The 17,586-nt window shown below is 56.5% G+C and carries 17 protein-coding genes and 2 pseudogenes; 12 read left to right on the top strand and 7 right to left on the bottom strand.

Going from position 1 to position 17,586, the window contains the following annotated elements; all coding sequences use genetic code 11:
* Window positions 1-91: 91 nt before the first annotated feature.
* Complete coding sequence (locus ACIOUG_RS11910) at window positions 92-1,447, bottom strand: DUF262 domain-containing protein (protein WP_401065575.1); 1,356 nt, start codon at window positions 1,445-1,447, stop codon at window positions 92-94.
* Window positions 1,448-1,536: 89 nt separating this feature from the next.
* A pseudogene (locus tag ACIOUG_RS11905) lies at window positions 1,537-2,247 on the bottom strand (FRG domain-containing protein); the annotation flags it as partial.
* Between the two features lie 1,313 nt (window positions 2,248-3,560).
* Here ACIOUG_RS11905 and ACIOUG_RS11900 point away from each other — a divergent pair.
* The 5 genes and pseudogenes from ACIOUG_RS11900 to ACIOUG_RS11880 all read left to right on the top strand — a co-directional run bounded on the left by ACIOUG_RS11900 (window position 3,561) and on the right by ACIOUG_RS11880 (window position 7,539).
* Window positions 3,561-3,923, top strand: a complete 363-nt coding sequence (locus tag ACIOUG_RS11900; protein WP_401065572.1) for a DUF6124 family protein — start codon at window positions 3,561-3,563, stop codon at window positions 3,921-3,923.
* Between the two features lie 447 nt (window positions 3,924-4,370).
* A pseudogene (locus ACIOUG_RS11895) lies at window positions 4,371-5,447 on the top strand (methyl-accepting chemotaxis protein); the annotation flags it as partial.
* A complete protein-coding gene (locus ACIOUG_RS11890; protein ID WP_401065649.1) occupies window positions 5,433-6,305 on the top strand; it encodes a methyl-accepting chemotaxis protein in 873 nt (290 codons plus the stop codon). The pseudogene ACIOUG_RS11895 and the gene ACIOUG_RS11890, both read left to right, overlap by 15 nt.
* A 136-nt stretch (window positions 6,306-6,441) precedes the next feature.
* Window positions 6,442-7,221 (top strand): EAL domain-containing protein, encoded by a 780-nt coding sequence (locus ACIOUG_RS11885; protein WP_401065569.1) that lies wholly within the window; start codon window positions 6,442-6,444, stop codon window positions 7,219-7,221.
* A 102-nt stretch (window positions 7,222-7,323) separates the two neighbouring features.
* A complete protein-coding gene (locus ACIOUG_RS11880; RefSeq protein WP_150369173.1) occupies window positions 7,324-7,539 on the top strand; it encodes a hypothetical protein in 216 nt (71 codons plus the stop codon).
* A gap of 278 nt (window positions 7,540-7,817) precedes the next feature.
* On the opposite strand, the gene ACIOUG_RS11875 is transcribed toward ACIOUG_RS11880, so the two are convergent.
* The gene (locus ACIOUG_RS11875) at window positions 7,818-8,729 is read right to left on the bottom strand and encodes an alpha/beta hydrolase (protein WP_401065566.1); all 912 of its coding nucleotides are present in this window, start codon (window positions 8,727-8,729) and stop codon (window positions 7,818-7,820) included.
* A 160-nt stretch (window positions 8,730-8,889) separates the two neighbouring features.
* Here ACIOUG_RS11875 and ACIOUG_RS11870 point away from each other — a divergent pair, with 160 nt between their 5' ends.
* Entirely contained in the window at window positions 8,890-9,741 is an 852-nt protein-coding gene (locus ACIOUG_RS11870) for a helix-turn-helix domain-containing protein (RefSeq protein ID WP_401065563.1), read from the top strand.
* On the opposite strand, the gene ACIOUG_RS11865 is transcribed toward ACIOUG_RS11870, so the two are convergent.
* Window positions 9,710-10,495 carry a transporter substrate-binding domain-containing protein gene (locus tag ACIOUG_RS11865; protein ID WP_401065561.1) on the bottom strand — a complete coding sequence of 262 codons (786 nt, stop codon included), beginning with the start codon at window positions 10,493-10,495 and terminating at the stop codon, window positions 9,710-9,712. The genes ACIOUG_RS11870 and ACIOUG_RS11865 overlap by 32 nt on opposite strands.
* A 76-nt stretch (window positions 10,496-10,571) precedes the next feature.
* The gene (locus ACIOUG_RS11860; protein ID WP_003226486.1) at window positions 10,572-11,042 is read right to left on the bottom strand and encodes a hypothetical protein; all 471 of its coding nucleotides are present in this window, start codon (window positions 11,040-11,042) and stop codon (window positions 10,572-10,574) included.
* Window positions 11,043-11,207: 165 nt separating this feature from the next.
* Here ACIOUG_RS11860 and ACIOUG_RS11855 point away from each other — a divergent pair, with 165 nt between their 5' ends.
* From ACIOUG_RS11855 to ACIOUG_RS11835, 5 genes are all read left to right on the top strand, one after another.
* The gene (locus ACIOUG_RS11855) at window positions 11,208-11,873 is read left to right on the top strand and encodes a ribonuclease T2 (protein WP_401065559.1); all 666 of its coding nucleotides are present in this window, start codon (window positions 11,208-11,210) and stop codon (window positions 11,871-11,873) included.
* Window positions 11,874-12,009: 136 nt separating this feature from the next.
* Window positions 12,010-12,507, top strand: a complete 498-nt coding sequence (locus ACIOUG_RS11850) for a PAAR domain-containing protein (protein ID WP_401065557.1) — start codon at window positions 12,010-12,012, stop codon at window positions 12,505-12,507.
* Window positions 12,508-12,510: 3 nt separating this feature from the next.
* The gene (locus tag ACIOUG_RS11845) at window positions 12,511-13,239 is read left to right on the top strand and encodes an alpha/beta hydrolase (RefSeq protein WP_401065554.1); all 729 of its coding nucleotides are present in this window, start codon (window positions 12,511-12,513) and stop codon (window positions 13,237-13,239) included.
* Window positions 13,239-13,763: a hypothetical protein gene (locus ACIOUG_RS11840; protein ID WP_401065552.1), complete on the top strand. Its 525-nt coding sequence runs from the start codon at window positions 13,239-13,241 to the stop codon at window positions 13,761-13,763. Before ACIOUG_RS11845 ends, ACIOUG_RS11840 begins: the two co-directional genes overlap by 1 nt.
* A 236-nt stretch (window positions 13,764-13,999) precedes the next feature.
* Window positions 14,000-15,568 carry a diguanylate cyclase gene (locus ACIOUG_RS11835; RefSeq protein WP_401065549.1) on the top strand — a complete coding sequence of 523 codons (1,569 nt, stop codon included), beginning with the start codon at window positions 14,000-14,002 and terminating at the stop codon, window positions 15,566-15,568.
* Between the two features lie 84 nt (window positions 15,569-15,652).
* Here the strand turns inward: ACIOUG_RS11835 and ACIOUG_RS11830 are convergent, their stop codons facing one another.
* The gene (locus tag ACIOUG_RS11830) at window positions 15,653-15,952 is read right to left on the bottom strand and encodes a hypothetical protein (protein ID WP_401065546.1); all 300 of its coding nucleotides are present in this window, start codon (window positions 15,950-15,952) and stop codon (window positions 15,653-15,655) included.
* Between the two features lie 89 nt (window positions 15,953-16,041).
* Window positions 16,042-16,626: a GNAT family N-acetyltransferase gene (locus ACIOUG_RS11825; RefSeq protein ID WP_401065543.1), complete on the bottom strand. Its 585-nt coding sequence runs from the start codon at window positions 16,624-16,626 to the stop codon at window positions 16,042-16,044.
* A gap of 128 nt (window positions 16,627-16,754) precedes the next feature.
* On the opposite strand from ACIOUG_RS11825, the gene xth reads away from it, so the two are divergent.
* A complete protein-coding gene (xth, locus tag ACIOUG_RS11820; RefSeq protein ID WP_401065540.1) occupies window positions 16,755-17,549 on the top strand; it encodes an exodeoxyribonuclease III in 795 nt (264 codons plus the stop codon).
* Window positions 17,550-17,586 lie beyond the last annotated feature (37 nt).

The raw sequence follows: 17,586 nt of genomic DNA, 5'->3' as shown, positions 1-17,586 counted from the left end.
TGATCGGATGTAATAAATTAGTTCAATATTTTAGTCGTATAAGAGAATAGCCCTCAATGAAAAGGGCTATTATGACAATTGAAGTTTACGCTTATCCTAGCACGCGGAGATCTTCGTCACAGATGGTGATTTTCTCCAAACTGTTCGTCCAGGCACTATTAGAATAGGCTTTCAAGTAGGGTTTTTTATTTTCCTCTCTTACGACGGCCAAATATGCGCGTTGTGAAGTATCTGGGTCGATTACGAAATATGCTTCTTTACCGGCATCTATTCGAGTCATAAGAGAGTTTACTGTAAGGCACCATTTCGCTATAGAGTTTCCGTAGTGTGTGACTTGTTCGATACCTTCGTGGTTTGCTCCAGATTTCATACAGTTAATTTGGAAGTGCATGTCTGAAGGAATATTGCCTGGCGCTTGATTTTTCGAAGGCTTTGAAGCGCTTTCTGATTCTAGAATTCGCTTCTCTAGCCAAACATAAAATAGGTCCTGTAATATTTCATATCGTCCTTGATGACTGACCAAGTCATTGGTGCTGCGGTTATATATGTCAAATTTAACGTAAGTTGAAAAGTTTTTTTCCGTGTTTTCAGAGACTGAGGTTCTTATGCTCTTTCTTTCATTCTCAAAATGAACAAGAAATTCTCTGATCAGGTAATAGTGTTCCTCAATCTGATTTCTGCAAAACCAATAATAAACAGGTAGAAGGCCCCCGCTTGACAGTAATTTGTCTTTAGGTAGAAAGATTTCAGACATGACGGTAAGGTTTTCATTAACTCGTCTCGCGGCTAACTCTAGATGGTCTCGACGTTCTGCAAGTTTTATACTTGAGACAAAGCTATCGAGTACTTTTTTCTTGGTGTCTACTGGCTTACCTTCAAATTCGAACTGTAGAATTTTTGCGGCAGCGTTAAGATCTGCGCCGCGTGTAAATGGAAATGCTACGTTTTCGATGAAAAACTCGTGATCACGTATAGTTCTGATAATCGCAGGAGCAGGCCCAGACATGGCATTGCGTATCTCCGCTCCCGTCAATGGTTTATTTCGATTCAGCCTAACAAATAATTCATTGATTGGATCTTCAGTGGATGCGTGGACTGACATAATGGTAAGAGGGAATACTTCAAAAATCTCGGCAATGTCGTAGTGATTGGAGTAAAGATCCTTATAGGATAAGCCTCCGAGTTTTAACTCAGGGTTGGGTAAATATACAAAGTCCTGGTTCAGAACAACCTTGTTTTGGAAGAAGTCAAAGATTGCCTCAAGCCTCTGCTTACCATCGATAATAGCGTAAGGGAGTTTGCTTTTATTAAGTGATGAGCCTTCACCAACGGTAAAGTCAGCCATGTATAGTTTTGGAATATCGAAGCCGTTCAGGATGGAGTCGATTAAATATGCTTTGTCAGTTTGGGACCAGAGTCGCCCGCGGCGCTGGTATGGCGGCTCCATGTCGATCTTATTTTGCCTAGCACGCCACCAAGTGAGTGGTTTGGGATCCATTGTTCGTATGAAAAACGTGGTGTCTGGATTCGACATAGTTATACCTCAAACTCAAAAAAGCGTTTGATTTCTAGGGCAAGGCCGTCTAGGTCTGGATATACAACTGACTCAGTAAAACCATAAGAAAAAAGCGCAGCTCTCAGCGACTTAATATTTTCCTTTGGTATTATTACCTTGATCAGGCAGTCCTTTGGGAATCGAGAACTATTGTAGAGTTCGTCCATTCCGCAAGGGCTCTGCCCGAACACTGTAAATACTCCTCGCTGGGCGACAATTCTCGGGCTGTTATGTGTGCCGTAGAGTGCCACAGGATGGTTGTTCATTTTAGAAATCGACGTACTGGGGACATACCCCTTCATTTCTTCATCAATAGTTAAAAGAATTCCACGGTCGTACGATTGGTGAGCTAGAGCGTGTTGATTCCAGCGTACCGGGTCTAATATCCAAACAGTTGCATCGGTGGTGAAGATAAGTTCCCCATCGGGAGCGGTGCCATAAGCTGAATTGCCTATTGCAAAATAGAACGCAATAAAGGGGTTTTCTGTCCAGTCGAGAAGCCTTGTGGGCAACCGATAGTGCTGCATGTAGAAGATTACTTCCCATGGATCTGTGAAAGACCGATTCGTAAAGGGCATGCTGCGCTGCTGAAATCTGGTGATTAGCTCATTTTCAAGATTGCTCAGGTCTATCATGCCCGATCTTTTTTTATGTCTATAAAGACCAGGTATTAGATGGTGCGAACTATTGTTAGAGCCGCGGTACTAAAGAGAGCTACTCATGGTTTCCTGTAGAGTTTCGATGTAACTTATGTACTCCGAAAACTTTACGATTTTCTTCTCTTTTACTTTAGCCACGACTCGCTCCAGGCAAATTATTATGTGTTCCTTCTCAGGTCATGTCATGGCATTTTTTTGGCGTGAAGCCTCAAAATGGCACATCACAGGGCTTCAGCCGTCCCAAGCGTAAAAAACCGAATCTCCCCTAACGTCAATAATCGCATCAAGATGTGGCCACTGTATAGCCATTATTGTCGTTTCACTGAGAGTCCCGTAACTGTCCGCAGTAGCGCTCCCAAAAAATGGCTGAGATTCACGTTAATTTTGCGGTGCTTGCTCACCTTCGCATGTATTAGCCAACCTTTCGGGTTCATATCAGAGCCTATGCAGCGCAACAGTGAGAATGGTTTGGGCATTTGGCATTTCAAAGGGAGAGAGTGCTCACTCTTCTTTCCCATTTCTATCGATCTAGGTTGCTCACAGGCAAACCGATCCTGCTTAAGAACCCCGTATTTTCGTCAATTCACTCCAGCGCTTCCCATTTCGCAAGCCTCGCACGTAGCTAACTGATGCTGATAGGTCGTTGAAAATAAAGGGAATTACATACTCGCTATAAGCTTCGGAGGCTTCCAATAAGGTACTGAGTCTGCGGCAGCGATTAGTGCTTGATATTGCCGCGGGAAACGGATGTCTAAATTTAGCTAGAGCGAACGAGGAAGGGGGAGCCAGAATGGTAGGAAATGTCATTTTTATGTAGGTGTATTTTGAGATCGAGTGCAGGTTTAGGGACGTTTATTCACAAAGTGATCAGAGACAGTAGATTCTATCCGTAACGGTTGCGACTGATAGAGCTAGGAAAACAGCGTGAACCTAGTCAACCAACTCACCTCTTGGTTTGGAATTGGTGTTCGTTGAGCTCTCGAAGCGATGAATCCAAGTCTGTTTAAATGAAGTCCATTGTTGCAGTCCCACTCCTACACCACCTTGCGCCTCCCCCTACACCTAAGACAGAATCCGCCGGCTTGTGCGTCTAGCCCGCAGGTTCTATCGTCCGTATGTCACTGAAAACAGTGTCCGGGTTTGGTAGCCCGTTTCGTTTCTAGACTCATGGCATCACCGTGTGCAGTCCTTCCCGGGACTTCGATTTCATGGTGGTCATGCGTGGGGCTCATTCGTGGGCGCCGGGTTCTAGTGCGACCGGTCTACCAACCCGCGTATGGCCGCCACCTATCGTTTGGTAGCGAGGGTGATGGCTCCTTTTAGTATTCGCGCTAGAGGTTCCATCTATGTTCAAAGTAACGCCCAACCCACCCGAATCCGACCCCGCATCCCCCTACGAATCCCTCGATTCCCGCAAACTCCACGAAGCCGCCGAGCGCGCCCTCGATCACTACCTCACCCCGGCCAGCCAGATCATGGCCAGCGGTGATCAATCCAGACCGATGTTCCTCGCCAACCCGGCCTACGACACCGAATCCCTGCTCGCCAACGCCAGTGAGTCCCTGGGTTCCGCCACCACCATGCTCAACGATTTCGCCGCGTTGCTGGATGTCTCGCACCGCAAGACGCTGCTCGGCATTGCGCAGGTGGTGATGTTGGGTGAACTGGCGGTGAATCAGGCGTTGGATAACGTCGAACTCAAGGGGTAGATCGCTGCCCTCCGTGGCGAGCGGCGAGCTTGTGGTCGCGGAGGGCGTTCTGTCGATGCGCAAAACAACCGTCCAAAATGGCAGTTTTCAGCCTGTTTCCGCAGCAATAGCGATGTGCCACAAAAAATGATGGCAATGCGTCATCATGCGTTCAAAAAAGTTCAACGATTATACAAAAATATAAAGTTGTACAACTTTTCCCAAAATTTATAGCATCCGTTCCAACACCTTTGCTGAAACGATAAATCCAGCGTCAGTCCTGGATTTGTCCGCTGGTGCGTGGGCCGTTGGTACGGCTTTTCGCGTCAGGTTGTTGCAGCCGGGTCAGTGGAAGCTGCCCGTATTTCGCCCAGGACGACGACCCCGAATATGAGTGGTAACTCCGGTTATCAGAGATCTACTTTTTGTGCCTGACGCTGAATCGCGTCAGGGCGTTAGAGGCTGAACATGGCAGAAGCATCGAATTTCCTGGGCAACATCAAGGTTTCCCGAAAGTTGGGGGCCGGGTTTGGCGTTCTATTGCTGGCGGTGGGGGCGGTGGCCTTCATTGGCTATAGCAGCAGTAATGTGCTGGTGGATCGCCTGGACACCACGCGTCTGATCGGCACGCTCAACGATGCGACGCAGGACATGCGGCTGTCGGAGAAGCAGTACGAAGCGGCGGCGGATGTCGCTTATGCCGAGGCTTATCAGTCGCAGCTGACGGAGTTGCAGGGGCTGATCGCCAAGGCGTTGCAGACCCTGACGCGGGCGGAAAACCAGCAGGCCTTGAAGCAGTTGCAGGACACCACGTTGGCCTACGATCAGCGGGTCAAGCGCTTGATCGAGGCGGACAAGGCGACCAGCGATGCGCTGAAACCGCTGGGGGCGATGTCGGACAGGTACGCCGAGACCTTCAACAGCATGTTCGAGAGCACCACGGCCAGTGCGCTGGCGTCTGCTGATAGCGCGCGGGTGGCGGATATGCGCACGGTGGCGGATCTGCGCAATGGCATGACGATGTTTCGGCTGATGTTGCGGCGTTATATCGCCGTGCCGAGCGAGGCCAACAAGAAGGTGCTGCTGGACACCACTGATGCGTTTCTGGCCGACATGAGCAAGGCGCGCAGCGGTTTGCCGGCAACCCTGTCGAGTCAGCTTGAAGAGGCGCAGGCCGGCATGCGCCGTTATCGCGAGGTGCTGGTGCAGGTCGCCGGGCTGTTCGAGCAGAAGCAGAGCCTGCGTCAGCAGGTGGATCAGCAGAGCCAGGCGATGGACAGCATCATGACCGGCCTGATGGACACTCAGCAGCGTCTGGCGCGGGACGATCAACAGCGTGCGTTTATCCAGATTGCAGTGCTGACGGTGCTGGCGCTGGTGGTCGGTCTGTTTGCTTCGGTGCTGATCTCGCGGCAGATCACCGGGCCGCTGGCGCTGACGGTTGAACTGGCGCGGCGGATTGCCAAGGGCGATCTGACGGTGCAAGCCAAATCCAGCCGCAAGGATGAGTTGGGCGATCTGCAAAACGCGATGCAGGACATGGCGCAAAGCCTGAACACGCTGGTGCAGGGGATCGGTAACGGTGTGACACATATTTCGACGTCGGCGGAGAAGCTTTCGGCGATGAGCGAGCAGACCAGCGCCGGTGTGCGCCAGCAGAAAGTCGAGGTGGATCAGGTCGCCACGGCGATGCATGAAATGGCCTCGACGGTGCAGGAGGTGGCGCGCAACACCACGGACGCATCTGCCGCTGCGACCCTGGCCGATCAGCAGGCGCGTCACGGCAGTGCAGTGGTCAAGCAGGCAACCGTGCAGATCAGCGAATTGTCGGTGGCGATCGAAGAGTTGGGCGGAGCGATGAACGTACTGTCCCAGGACAGTGAGCAGATCGGCAAGGTCATCGATGTGATCAAGGCCGTCGCCGAGCAGACCAACTTGCTGGCGCTGAACGCGGCGATTGAAGCGGCGCGGGCGGGGGAGCAGGGCCGTGGTTTCGCGGTGGTTGCCGATGAAGTGCGCTCGCTGGCGCAGCGCACGCAGGATTCGACCAAGGAAATCGAAGCGCTGATTGTCACTTTGCAACAGGGCACGCAAGCGGCTTCGACACTGATGACATCCAGCCGTGAGCGTACGCTGGACACCGTGGTGCTGGCGCAGAAGGCCGAGCAGGCGATTACCGAGATCAACCATTCGATCGGCACGATCCAGCAAATGAGCCTGCAGATTTCCGCCGCCGCCGAGCAGCAAAGTGCAGTGGCCGATGAGATCAATCGCAGCATCGTCAGTGTGCGCGATGTGGCCGATCAGTCGGCCGTCGCCAGCGAAGAAAGTGCTGCCGCGACCATTGAGCTGGCATCGCTGGGGCAGGACCTGCAACGCATGACGGCGCATTTCCGCACCTGATGGCATTTCGCAATGAACTTGGCCGGAATTGACCGGTCAGCCTGTATAAGCGGGGGCCGCCAAGCGGCGCCACCCGGTCCGTGCAGTGATTTTTTTCTGGGCCATGGATGGTTGCAACCCGCTCTCAGGGGGCGTCATGACCAATATTCCCGTTTTCCCCCAGCCCAGCGGGGGGTGCCAAGGATGCCGGCAAAAAGGCGAGGCCGATATGGCGTTCTCCTTCGCTTTCCAGCCGATTGTCGATGTGCGTGATCAATCGACCTTCGCCCATGAGGCGTTGGTCCGGGGCGTGCAGGGCGAGGGGGCGCTGTCGGTGCTGGAGCAGGTCGATGACCAGAACCGCTATCGCTTCGATCAACTGTGCCGCGTGCGGGCGATCTCCACAGCCGCGCAGTTGGGGCTCACCGGGTTTCTCTCGATCAATTTCCTGCCGAACGCTGTTTATCGTCCGGACATGTGCATTCGCAGCACCCTGGAGGCGGCGCGCGCGCATGCGTTCCCGCTCGATCGGCTGATCTTCGAAGCGGTCGAAGGCGAGCACGTCGAAAGCAACAAGCACTTGATGAACATCTTGCGCGAGTACCGCGAGTTCGGTTTCAAGACGGCTATTGATGACTTTGGCGCCGGTTATTCCGGGCTGAACCTGCTGGCGGATTTTCAACCGGATCTGATCAAACTGGACATGGCGCTGATTCGCGATATCCACCGTGATCGCGTGCGGCAGGCGATTGTGCGGGGCGTGGTGGGCATGTGTACCGAACTGGGAATCGAGGTGATTGCCGAGGGCATCGAGCACCCGGAGGAGCGGGATTTTCTCGCCGATTGCGGGATTTATCTGATGCAGGGTTTCTGGTTCGCCAAACCGGCGTTTGAGGCGATGGCGCAGATTCCTGAGGGGGCGTGGCGGGCGGTTTGATGCGAACCTGAACCCGCGCTGTCGATCAGCAAAGTTTCATCTTGCCGGGTGCGGCGAGGGCCTACGATGCTTGTACAAGATCATCCCAAGGGGAGCCGTACCATGCGCACCAATGTCGTCAAAGTGCTGTTGATCGCTGCAGCTGTCTCGGTGTTGAGTGCCTGTTCGGGCGCCGGTGGCTTGACCACAACCAGTTGTTTTTCTTCGGATTGTCAGTCGCCTGAGGGGCGCACGAATGCAACGACTCTGAAGTTTGGTGGCAATAGTATTGGTAGCAGCTTGAACCAGTACAGCTCCGGGATGTTGCACGACGATTGATCAAAATCGAGGCTGACACTGAACCAGAATGTGAACCTGAACCTGTGGCGAGGGGATTCATCCCCGATGGACTGCGTAGCAGTCCGCTGCTTTAAAAAGCGGGGTTGCTTCGCAACCCATCGGGGATGAATCCCCTCGCCACAGATGTAATTGCCTCCACAGGTATACTTGGCCCTACAGCTGCAGTTAGCTCCACAAATTCACTTGGTTCCTCAGGTTCAGTGTTCAAACAATAGAAAAGGCGCCCATGTCGGGCGCCTTTTTTTGTGCCAATCGCTTTACAGATACTGCTTGAAGAACCCCACCATTTTCTCCACCGCCGGCCCGACAAATTGTTCCTTGTCGTACAGGTCGATGTGGCTCGTGCCCTCAATCAACACCAACTCCTTCGGCTCCAGCGCCTTCTCGATTGCCATTTCGCTGAAGTAGCGGGTGTCGGCTTCCGAGCCGGCAATCATCAACAGCGGATGCGGCGAGATCAGGTCGATGTGATCGTATGAAGAATACGCCGCAATCCGGCCGATGCTGGTGAACACGTACTTGTTCGGCGAGTTGGGATGCTGCGCACGCGCGGTGCGGTAGTAGTCGCTGCCTTCGCGGAACAGGGTCGGGGTGTCCTCACTGATATCGGCGGTTTCCGGGACGATCGGGTCGATGCGCACCGGTTCGCCACGGGCTTCGCGGGTGCGTTGTTCGTTGACTTGTTCCAGCAGTTCTTTCAGTTGTTCCGGGGTGCCGTGGCCGCCGAGCCCTTCGCGGTAGAGCAGGCCGATGTCGGCGGCGCTGACGGTGGCGACGGCGCGGATGCGGCGGTCAGTCTGGGCGGCGAAGGGCACGTAGCCACCGGAGGCGCAGATGCCGAGGGCGCCGATGCGTTGCGGGTTGACCGAGGCGTGGTTGGCGAGGAAGTCGACCGCGCTCTTGATGTCTTCTGCGCGGACGAACGGGTCTTCGAGGTAGCGTGGTTCACCTGCGCTTTCACCCTGGTAACTGGCGTCGTAGGCGAGGGCGATCAGGCCGTTGGCCGCGAGTTTGGCGGCGTAGAGGCCGGCGGTCTGCTCTTTGACGCCGCCGAACGGGTGGGCGACGACGATGGCCGGGCGTTGTTCGCCGGGTTGCAGGTTGGCCGGGGTGTAGAGGTGGCCGGCGAGTTTGAGACCGTTGCTGAGGAAGCTGACGTTGGTTTTCATAGGTGCACTCCACGGTTGCTGCGATGCCGCAGGTGGCGGCTGACGAGGCACAGATTGCCGCCGTGGGAGGGGGGTAAAAAGAGAGCGCGGATCCTGGGAAAAACTTTCCTATGATAAGGATTGCCTTCCCCCGGACGCGCTCGCGCGCAATGATCGGCCCATGAATACACAAACCAGCCCCAACGACCTCGGCGAATTTCTCCGCGCCCGCCGTTCCGAACTCGAGCCGACGCAAGTCGGTTTACCCGCCGACGCCGGTCGGGCGCGCCGCGTCGCCGGTTTGCGCCGCGAAGAAGTGGCGATGCTGGCCGGCATCAGCGTTGATTACTACACACGTCTGGAGCAGGGACGCCTGTCGCCGTCCAAGTCCGCGTTGGCGGCGGTCGCCCGCACGTTGCGTCTGCGCGAGGATGATCTGGATTACCTCTATCGACTGGCGCGCCTTGGGCGAACCCCGGTCGATCAGCATCGCCGGCAAACCGTCGGTCTGCAGACGCAGCGCCTGCTCGACAGTCTGCAAGGGATTCCGGCGCTGGTCATCGGGCGCTACATGGATGTGTTGGCGTGGAATCCGTTGGCTGCCGCGCTTTACGTCGACTTCGCCGAGATACCGATCGAGCAGCGCAACCTGATTCGGCTGTCATTTCTCGACGCGAGGTTTCGCAGTCTGTACGTCGATTGGGAAAACAACGGGCGCAACTGCGTGGCATTTTTGCGCATGGACACGGCACGGTTTCCCGATGATCCGAGGCTGGCTTCGCTGATCGGCGAACTGTCGTTGCGCGATGAAGATTTCCGCTGCTGGTGGGCGACGCATCTGGTCGCCAGCCCGACTTGCGGCAGCAAAACCTTTTTGCATCCGCAGGTGGGCAAGCTCAGCCTCGACTGGCAGATCGTGTCCTGCGCCGAAAGTCCGGATCAGGCGCTCATCGTCATGACCGCCGCGCCGGACAGCGAGGCCAGCGAAGCGCTGAAAAGGCTTACTGCGGCAGCGCCAGCCACTCACCAATGACCTTCTGATAACTGCCAGTGACTTTGCTCAGATGCAGCCACTGGTCGACGTACAACTTCCAGCTGATGTCGTCGCGCGGCAGCAGGTACGCCTTCTCGCCGTACTGCATGTACTGGTGCGGATTCACCGCACACAAACCCGGTTTGAGTTTTTGCTGGTACAGCGCTTCCGAGGCGTCGGTGATCATCACGTCGGCCTTGTTATCGAGCAGTTGCCCGAAGATCGTCACGTTGTCGTGCAGCGCCAGTTGCGCCTTGGGCAGAAAGGCGTGGACGAAGGCTTCGTTGGTGCCGCCCGCTGGTTCGACCAGGCGTACGTCGGGCTGGTTGATCTGTTCGATGGTCTGGTATTTGGACTGATCGGCACAACGCACCAGCGGGATCTTGCCGTCGCTGTCGAGGGTGTTGCTGAAGTAGGCTTTTTTCTGTCGTTCCAGCGTCACCGAAATGCCGCCCATGCCGATGTCGCACTTGCCGGCCTGCATATCCGGCATCAGGGTTTTCCAGGTGGTTTGCACCCACTCGACTTTCACCCCGAGGCCGTCGGCCAGTGAGCGCGCCATGGCGATGTCGATACCCTCGAAGTCGCCGTCGGGGCGTTTGAAGGTGTAGGGCTTGTAGTCGCCAGTGGTGCAGACGCGCAGTTGGCCTTGTTGCTGGATGCTGTCGAGGTGCGACGTCAGCTCTGTGGCCTGAGCGCTGAAATTCAGCGCCAGCAATGAACCGAGCAAGAGCAGTTTTTTATTGATGGGCATGTCTGTCGGGCTTCAAAGGGATCGGAGCGAGAAGTTAACCACGTTCTCGGCGCTGATCCCTATGGTCAGTTCGCGGTCAGAGGCCGAGACCTTCCTGCACCACCTGCAACAGATTGTTCTCGGTCAGCGCAATCGCATCCAGTTCCTGACCGGTTTCCACGGTTTGCAACCACCAATGGCTTTCGTGATGCTCATCGACGGTGCGCAACAGATAGGTGTTCCTCTCCGGCAGGGTGATCTGCACGCGGCCGGCGCCGTCCTCGGTAAACCGGGCGATGGGATCAAATGTCAGGGTTTGCTGGTTGGCTTCGATCACCAGTTGGTCGATCGCGTAATCGTGGCTTTCGCCATCGGGTGAGCTTTCGCACACGTGGGTCGGATTGCGGCGGATTTTCAAGCCGACTTCGGTGACTGGCTGCAGCCAGCCCTCGATGCGGTGGTACAGATCGTAGACCTGCGCCGGCCAGCAATCGATCTCCAGCGCGGCATCCGCATGGGTGTGCCGGGTTTGCTTGAGTTTGGCGGCGAGTTCGTCTGCTTTACTCATTTCGGATCCCTTGGTTTGATGTCTGCCTGTTAATCGTAGACCGTTCAACGGCGTACGGCCTTGCCTTGCGTCATGCGCCTGCAACACAAGCATGGCGAAATCAGCGCTGGCCAAGTCTGGTCAGCATCGAAAACCACGGACGCAGGCGTCCCAAGGAGTGGGTACATGAAAAAGCTGTTTACAATTTTGGCAGTGATTGCCCTGACGGCCGGCAGCATCGGCTTGAGTTCGGCGCGTCAGTCGAATGCCAGCAAGGTGCAAGCGGAAGCGGTGGCGGGGGTGTTCGATTACTACCTGCTGACGTTGTCCTGGTCGCCGACCTTTTGCCTGACGCACAAGGATGACGTGCAATGTTCCGGCAAGGGCTACGGCTTCGTATTGCACGGCTTGTGGCCGCAATACGCCAATGGCGGCTGGCCGGAGTCCTGCCCACCACTGACCACGTTGTCGGCGGCGGAAACGAGCAAAGGTTTGACGTTGTTCCCGACCAAGAAACTGCTCGATCACGAGTGGTCCAAGCACGGTACCTGCAGCGGTCTGGGCGCGATGGGTTATCTGGATGAAGCGGACAAAGCCGTCGGCGCGGTGAAAATCCCGCAAGAGCTGCAACCGTTCAGCTCCTCGTACTACTTCCAGGCCCAGGAAATCGCCGACCTGTTCCGCAAGGCCAACCCGGGGATCCCGGCGGATGGCATCGCGGTGATCTGCAGCGGCCCGGAACTCTCGGAAGTGCGGGTGTGCATGGGCAAGGATCTGCAGTTCGGCGCGTGCGGCAAGGGCGTGAAGACGCAGTGCCGGGCGGGGGATATTCGGGTGCCGCCATCGCGTTGATGTGAGCGGTTTGACGAACAGGAAAGGGCGCCCGAGCGGGCGCCTTTTTTTTCGTCTGAAGGTTTGAAGCACCCGGAAAATTCACGCATGCTTGCGCCCCCCAAAGGATGACCCGCAATACTGCAAGGAGCTGTTCATGAGCGGAAAACCCGCCGCCCGCGTCACCGATCCAACCGCCTGCCCACTCCCGGGACATGGCACCAATCCGATTGCCAGTGGCTCGCCGAATGTGAATTTCGACGGATTGGCGGCGGCGCGAATGACCGATAAATCAGCGTGCGGTAGCCCCATTACTGGCGGGGTTTCCTCGACGGTGTTTATCAACGGCTTGAATGCCGCGACCCTGGACAGCACCGGGGGGCACGGCAATGTGGTCATTGGTGGGTCAGGCACGGTCATCATCGGTGACTCAGTAACAGCGGCGCCTTTCAGTGGTCTGCTGCCAATGCCGGTGCATTTCACTGACAAGTTGAAACTGGTCAATGACGTGACCGGTGAGCCCATGATCAATCATCCCTACGTGATCCAGCGTGCAGACGGGCGTCTGGAACACGGGGTGTCTGACGCTAACGGGTTCACCCACGAAGTCAGCTCGCACCTGCCTGAAACCATCAAGTTGTTTTTGGAGGAGTGAGGCATGGCCGCTGAAACAGTAACGTGCGCGAAAGGCAACAATTACAAGCTGCACAAGGAACATGCGCTGACGGATAAGAAGGATGTCAGTGACAAGCCTGTGCCGGTGGAGAGTACCAAGGCGATTGTGTTTTTTATTGGCGGGGCTGGAGATAAAGAAAGTTATTACTTTTCCGGACCATTTGGGAACGTGAACCAGGCCATGACCGGTTTCGACAATCGTAATCTGGACCTGACCAAACTGGGCAAGTACAAATCTCAATGGCTTGGATACAACGAGGTTCGGGGAAAGAAGGACATCCAGAAAAATGTTCTCAACATAATTCCCTACAAATCTTGCCCAATCTACATAGTCGGGCACAGCCTTGGCGGATGGAACGGCGCGCATTTGACCAGTGTGATGTCGGAGTGGGGCTACAGGATCAACATGCTCGTCACACTCGACCCAGTAGGTGAAGGTACTTTGGTGTGGCTGGGGTCCGATATCTACGGAGACAAACCGACACCGGTAGCTGATTTCTGGATAAACATAAAGGCTATGCCCTCCAAGCCAGACCAATCCGACTCGGTGGCGGATTTTGGTGAAAAATGGCAAGTGCTGTGTGGGCCTGACATTAATGTAACCATGGACACGAACCATGCTAATGCGCCAGCGATGTTTACCCGCCCTGTCGCTGAAGGAAAATCGGCAAGTGACTTTATGTTCGAATCAATTCGTGAGGGCAATCGCTGATGAAAAGATTGTCTGTTCTGCTGCTAGCCATACTGTGCTCGTCATGCGCCAAAGATCACACAGTACCTCCAGCGAATCTCAACTTTCTGTCAATCGAAAGGGAGAGTATTGGTCTGCTTTACAAAATTCATTATGGCTCGGACGTAAATCTTCTGGATTTGTTCGGAAGAGGTATGGGGGAGGGTGCAGCGTCGACGATGTTTGAGTGTCCGTTGGGCGATGATCAGAATTTTTCCATCACTAACCGATTCAGGTACTCGGCTTACGGACTGATTGAGGTGGACGAGGCCAGTCAGGCAGGCGGTAAATTCAACTATATGACGAGTGCTTTTTTGCGACAGACCCAAAACAACGGTACTTCGCAAGAGGATCTCTCCGTACAGGAGTTGAATGACCTTCTGTTGGGTAAACAACAAATCCCCTGCAAAGTCGTCGTCACCGCGTACGGCTACAAACCCTACTACTCAAACACCATGAACCTGCCAGTCGCGGATCTGCTGCGCGAAATCAACAAACCCCGATAGGCGTAATCGGTGCCCCACGCGATTGCCCGGCGCAGCTACGCGAGGGCGATCACGCGCAAAATCACACCTGAAAATAAATCGACGTGCGGAGGTCATCCAAATCCCTTGCGCGCCGATACAACTGGGCGGGAGTGCGATGGCGCTGCGGGTTTGCCGTGCGCACCCCGGTGGACTACGCTCACGAAAAGTAAGGGTTTCGGGCTGCGGCCCCTGTCGTACCTGCCCAGGACACGTTTTTGCCAATTCCCATTCACGATCCGCACCAGACTCCCGGCACGCTTAAACGCCTGCCGCTGCGCAAGGCGGCAGCGCTGTTCATCGTTGCGGTGTGCCTGTGCCTGTCCGGATTGCTGTATCTGCAACTTGAGCAGACCCGACGCCAGGATCTCGCGAGCGCGCAGATCGCTTCTTCCAACCTGACCCGAGCCATGGCGCAGCAGGCCGAAGACACGTTTCTGGCCGCCGATCTGGTGCTCACCAGTCTGGTGGATTGGATCGAGGACGATGGTTATGGCGCCGCGCAGCGACCACGTCTGCAAAAAACCTTCGCGCGTCGAGTGCAACAACTTGAACAGTTGCACGGCATGTTCCTGTTCGACCGCGACGGCCAGTGGGTGATCACCTCGTTCACCGATCTGCCCCGTGGCAACGGTGTGGCCGACCGCGAGTACTTCAAGTTTCACCAGCAGAATGTTTCTACCGTGGCGCACATCGGCCCGGCGATTCGCAGCCGCGAGAATGGCGAATGGATCATCCCGATTTCGAAACGCATCAACGACCGCGCCGGCAATTTCCAGGGCGTGCTGATGGCCGGGATCAAGATGGCGTACTTCGACCGGTTCTTCAAAAGCTTCAGCCTCGATGACAACGGCATCATGTTTCTCGGACTCAAGGACGGCACGTTGCTGGCGCGGCGGCCTTTCGATGAAAGCCTGATCGGTTCGTCGCTGGCGCAAGGCAGGATTTATCAGAAGTTGCTGCCCGAGGCTCCGGCCGGTACCGCGATGATCAAATCGGTGGTCGACGGCGTGGTGCGCTTGTACGGCTACCGTCAGCTGGGCTCGTATCCACTGGTGGTCGCGGCAGCGTCATCGCGCGACACGATTCTCAAGGGCTGGTATGAGCGGGCGTTTCAGTCCAGCGTGATTGTCGCACTGGTAATTCTTGGCGTCGGACTGTTCGGTTGGGTGTTCATTCATCAGGTGCGTGACGGCGAACGTATCGAGAAAAACCTGCGCAAGGCGCAGCGCGCACTGGAGCAGATCGCTACCCACGACAGCCTGACGGGGCTGGCGAACCGGCGGCTGTTCGAGCGTTCATTGGATATCGAGTTTGCCCGGGGCGCACGCCAGGCGAGTCCGGTCGGCCTGATCATGCTCGATATCGATTTCTTCAAACGCTACAACGATGCCTACGGTCATGTGGCGGGGGATCATTGCCTGACTCAGGTGGCGCAGGTGTTGAAAAATTGCAGCCAGCGCAAAGCTGACCTGGCGGTGCGTTACGGTGGCGAAGAGTTCGCGGTGTTGCTGCCGGACACCGACATCAACGGCGTGCTGGCGATTGCCGGGCAGATCCGCCGCAGCGTGATGGATAAACGCATCATCCACAGCGGCTCGCCGACCGGTTATCTGACTGTAAGTCTGGGTTGCTATTCGTTTATCCCCAGCGGCAATGACAGCCTGGAAGTGTTTATCCAGCGTGCCGACGCGGCGTTGTATCAGGCAAAAAATGCCGGGCGCAACCGCGCGGCGGTGCTTTCGCTGGACGCGGGTTTCGCCGAACTCATGCGTTCGGATCGCTGAGTCCGCGAAACATCAACGGTGGTGCGAGAGCGGGCCCCCTCACCACCGGCTGATGTCTCATTACCAACGGTCACGCCGGTTGGTTCAGCTGCCGGTGCCACCGCCGGCACCGCCGGTTCCTCCACCCGCCGAACCGGTGCCGCCACCGGCTCCCGATCCCGAACCCATGGTGCCGCCATTGGTGCCGGTGCCCGGGCTGGCGCCATCGGTAGTGTCACCATTCTTCGGGGCGCCGGGGGTGCTGTTGGGTGGCATGTTGGTGCCGCTGGTGGCGCCGGATTTGGTGCCTGAAGCATCGGCGCCGTCATTGGCCGCAAAAGCGCCGACGGAGGCGCTGGCCAGCAGGCCGGCGAGCAACAGGGAAGTCAGTTTGCGCGTTGTCATGGTACGTCTCCAGAAAGTGGCGATTACCTGACGTTGGTCTGACGGCAGCAGTCGTTGGTGCCGATTGGCTGACGAGCGGTTGTCGAGCCTCAGCCTCGATCCTCAGCCAGCTTCTGTTCCAGCCCCTGGCGCACCTGTGGCCACTCGTCATCAATGATGCTGAAACGTACCGAGTTGCGCTTGCGCCCGTCCGGCATGATCCGCTCGTGGCGCACAATGCCTTCCTGTTGCGCACCGAGGCGCAGAATCGCGTTGCGCGACTTCTGGTTGTTCTCGTCGGTGGTGAATTGCACTCGCACGCAGTCAAGCACCTCGAAGGCGTGGCGCAGCATCAGGTATTTGGCTTCGGTGTTAACGAAGGATTTCTGCCAGCGCGCCGAAATCCAGCTGCTGCCGATTTCCAGTTTGCGATTGAGCGGGTCGATCTTCCAGAAACGGGTCGAGCCGATCACTTCGCCGCTATCCTTCAACACGATCACAAACGGCATGACCGTGCCGGCATCGCGACCGTCCAAGGCTTTTTTCAGGTAGCTGTCGATGGTACTCGCCGAAGGCACCACGGTGACGGTGAGGTTCCACAGTTCGCCGTCGGCGGCAGCCTGGAGCAGGGCGTCGGCGTCGGTGTACTGAAGCGGGCGCAGGAGGATGCGCGGGCCTTGCAACGTGGTGAGCATCAATTCGGGTCTCGGCAGGTCGGGGGCAGTGGCGCGCGCCTATTACGCCGCAGCGGACTGATCCGATGCAACCACCGTCGCCGCTACAGAGTCACAATTTTAACCCCTTGTTCGCCGGAGTCTGGACGATGAAAAACCTGCGGATCGCCACGTTCAACGTCAACGGCCTGCGCGCACGCTTGCCGAACCTGCTGGAATGGCTCAAACGCGAGCAACCGGACATCGCGTGCCTGCAGGAACTCAAGTCAGTCGACAGCGCGTTCCCCGTCGCTGAACTGGAAGCCGCCGGTTACGGCGCGATCTGGCACGGTCAGGCGTCATGGAACGGGGTAGCAATCCTCGCCCGCGATGCGCAACCACTGGAGAGCCGCCGTGGCCTGCCGGGCGATCCCGAGGACAAGCACAGTCGTTATCTGGAAGCGGCGGTGCACGGGATATTGGTCGGCTGCCTGTACCTGCCCAACGGCAACCCGCAGCCGGGGCCGAAATTCGACTACAAACTGGCCTGGTTCGAGCGTTTGATCCGCTACGCCAAGGATCTACAAAGCAGCGATCATCCTGTGGTGCTGGCCGGCGACTACAACGTGGTGCCCACCGACATGGACATCTACAACACCCGCTCCTGGCTCAAGGACGCGCTGCTGCAACCCGAAAGCCGCGAGTGTTATCAACGGCTGCTTGATCAGGGCTGGACCGATTCGCTACGCCATCTGTATCCCGACGATCGCCTCTACACGTTCTGGGATTACTTCCGCCAGCATTGGCAAACCAACTCCGGCCTGCGCATTGATCATTTGTTGCTCAACCCGGCACTCAGCCCCTATCTGCACGAGGCCGGGGTAGACGCCTGGGTGCGCAACGAGCCGCACGCCAGTGACCATGCGCCGACCTGGATTCGCATCGGTTCGCGCAAGCGGCGGTAGCCGTTGATTGGCGAAATCAATTGTCGGAGTCCGGGGG

The organism is Pseudomonas sp. NPDC087803, assembly GCF_044742995.1.
Taxonomy (GTDB): domain Bacteria; phylum Pseudomonadota; class Gammaproteobacteria; order Pseudomonadales; family Pseudomonadaceae; genus Aquipseudomonas.
Note: the sequence above shows the minus strand (reverse complement) of the source record. Positions and strands in the feature narration are given on the sequence as shown.

Excerpts from the sequence above, each read along its gene's own strand:
- ACIOUG_RS11910 (WP_401065575.1), bottom strand. The coding sequence starts at position 1,447 with ATGGAGCCGCCATACCAGCGCCGCGGGCGACTCTGGTCCCAAACTGAC.
- ACIOUG_RS11900 (WP_401065572.1), top strand. The coding sequence starts at position 3,561 with ATGTTCAAAGTAACGCCCAACCCACCCGAATCCGACCCCGCATCCCCC.
- ACIOUG_RS11890 (WP_401065649.1), top strand. The coding sequence starts at position 5,433 with ATGCAGGACATGGCGCAAAGCCTGAACACGCTGGTGCAGGGGATCGGT.
- ACIOUG_RS11885 (WP_401065569.1), top strand. The coding sequence starts at position 6,442 with ATGACCAATATTCCCGTTTTCCCCCAGCCCAGCGGGGGGTGCCAAGGA.
- ACIOUG_RS11880 (WP_150369173.1), top strand. The coding sequence starts at position 7,324 with ATGCGCACCAATGTCGTCAAAGTGCTGTTGATCGCTGCAGCTGTCTCG.
- ACIOUG_RS11875 (WP_401065566.1), bottom strand. The coding sequence starts at position 8,729 with ATGAAAACCAACGTCAGCTTCCTCAGCAACGGTCTCAAACTCGCCGGC.
- ACIOUG_RS11870 (WP_401065563.1), top strand. The coding sequence starts at position 8,890 with ATGAATACACAAACCAGCCCCAACGACCTCGGCGAATTTCTCCGCGCC.
- ACIOUG_RS11865 (WP_401065561.1), bottom strand. The coding sequence starts at position 10,495 with ATGCCCATCAATAAAAAACTGCTCTTGCTCGGTTCATTGCTGGCGCTG.
- ACIOUG_RS11860 (WP_003226486.1), bottom strand. The coding sequence starts at position 11,042 with ATGAGTAAAGCAGACGAACTCGCCGCCAAACTCAAGCAAACCCGGCAC.
- ACIOUG_RS11855 (WP_401065559.1), top strand. The coding sequence starts at position 11,208 with ATGAAAAAGCTGTTTACAATTTTGGCAGTGATTGCCCTGACGGCCGGC.
- ACIOUG_RS11850 (WP_401065557.1), top strand. The coding sequence starts at position 12,010 with ATGAGCGGAAAACCCGCCGCCCGCGTCACCGATCCAACCGCCTGCCCA.
- ACIOUG_RS11845 (WP_401065554.1), top strand. The coding sequence starts at position 12,511 with ATGGCCGCTGAAACAGTAACGTGCGCGAAAGGCAACAATTACAAGCTG.
- ACIOUG_RS11840 (WP_401065552.1), top strand. The coding sequence starts at position 13,239 with ATGAAAAGATTGTCTGTTCTGCTGCTAGCCATACTGTGCTCGTCATGC.
- ACIOUG_RS11830 (WP_401065546.1), bottom strand. The coding sequence starts at position 15,952 with ATGACAACGCGCAAACTGACTTCCCTGTTGCTCGCCGGCCTGCTGGCC.
- ACIOUG_RS11825 (WP_401065543.1), bottom strand. The coding sequence starts at position 16,626 with ATGCTCACCACGTTGCAAGGCCCGCGCATCCTCCTGCGCCCGCTTCAG.
- xth (WP_401065540.1), top strand. The coding sequence starts at position 16,755 with ATGAAAAACCTGCGGATCGCCACGTTCAACGTCAACGGCCTGCGCGCA.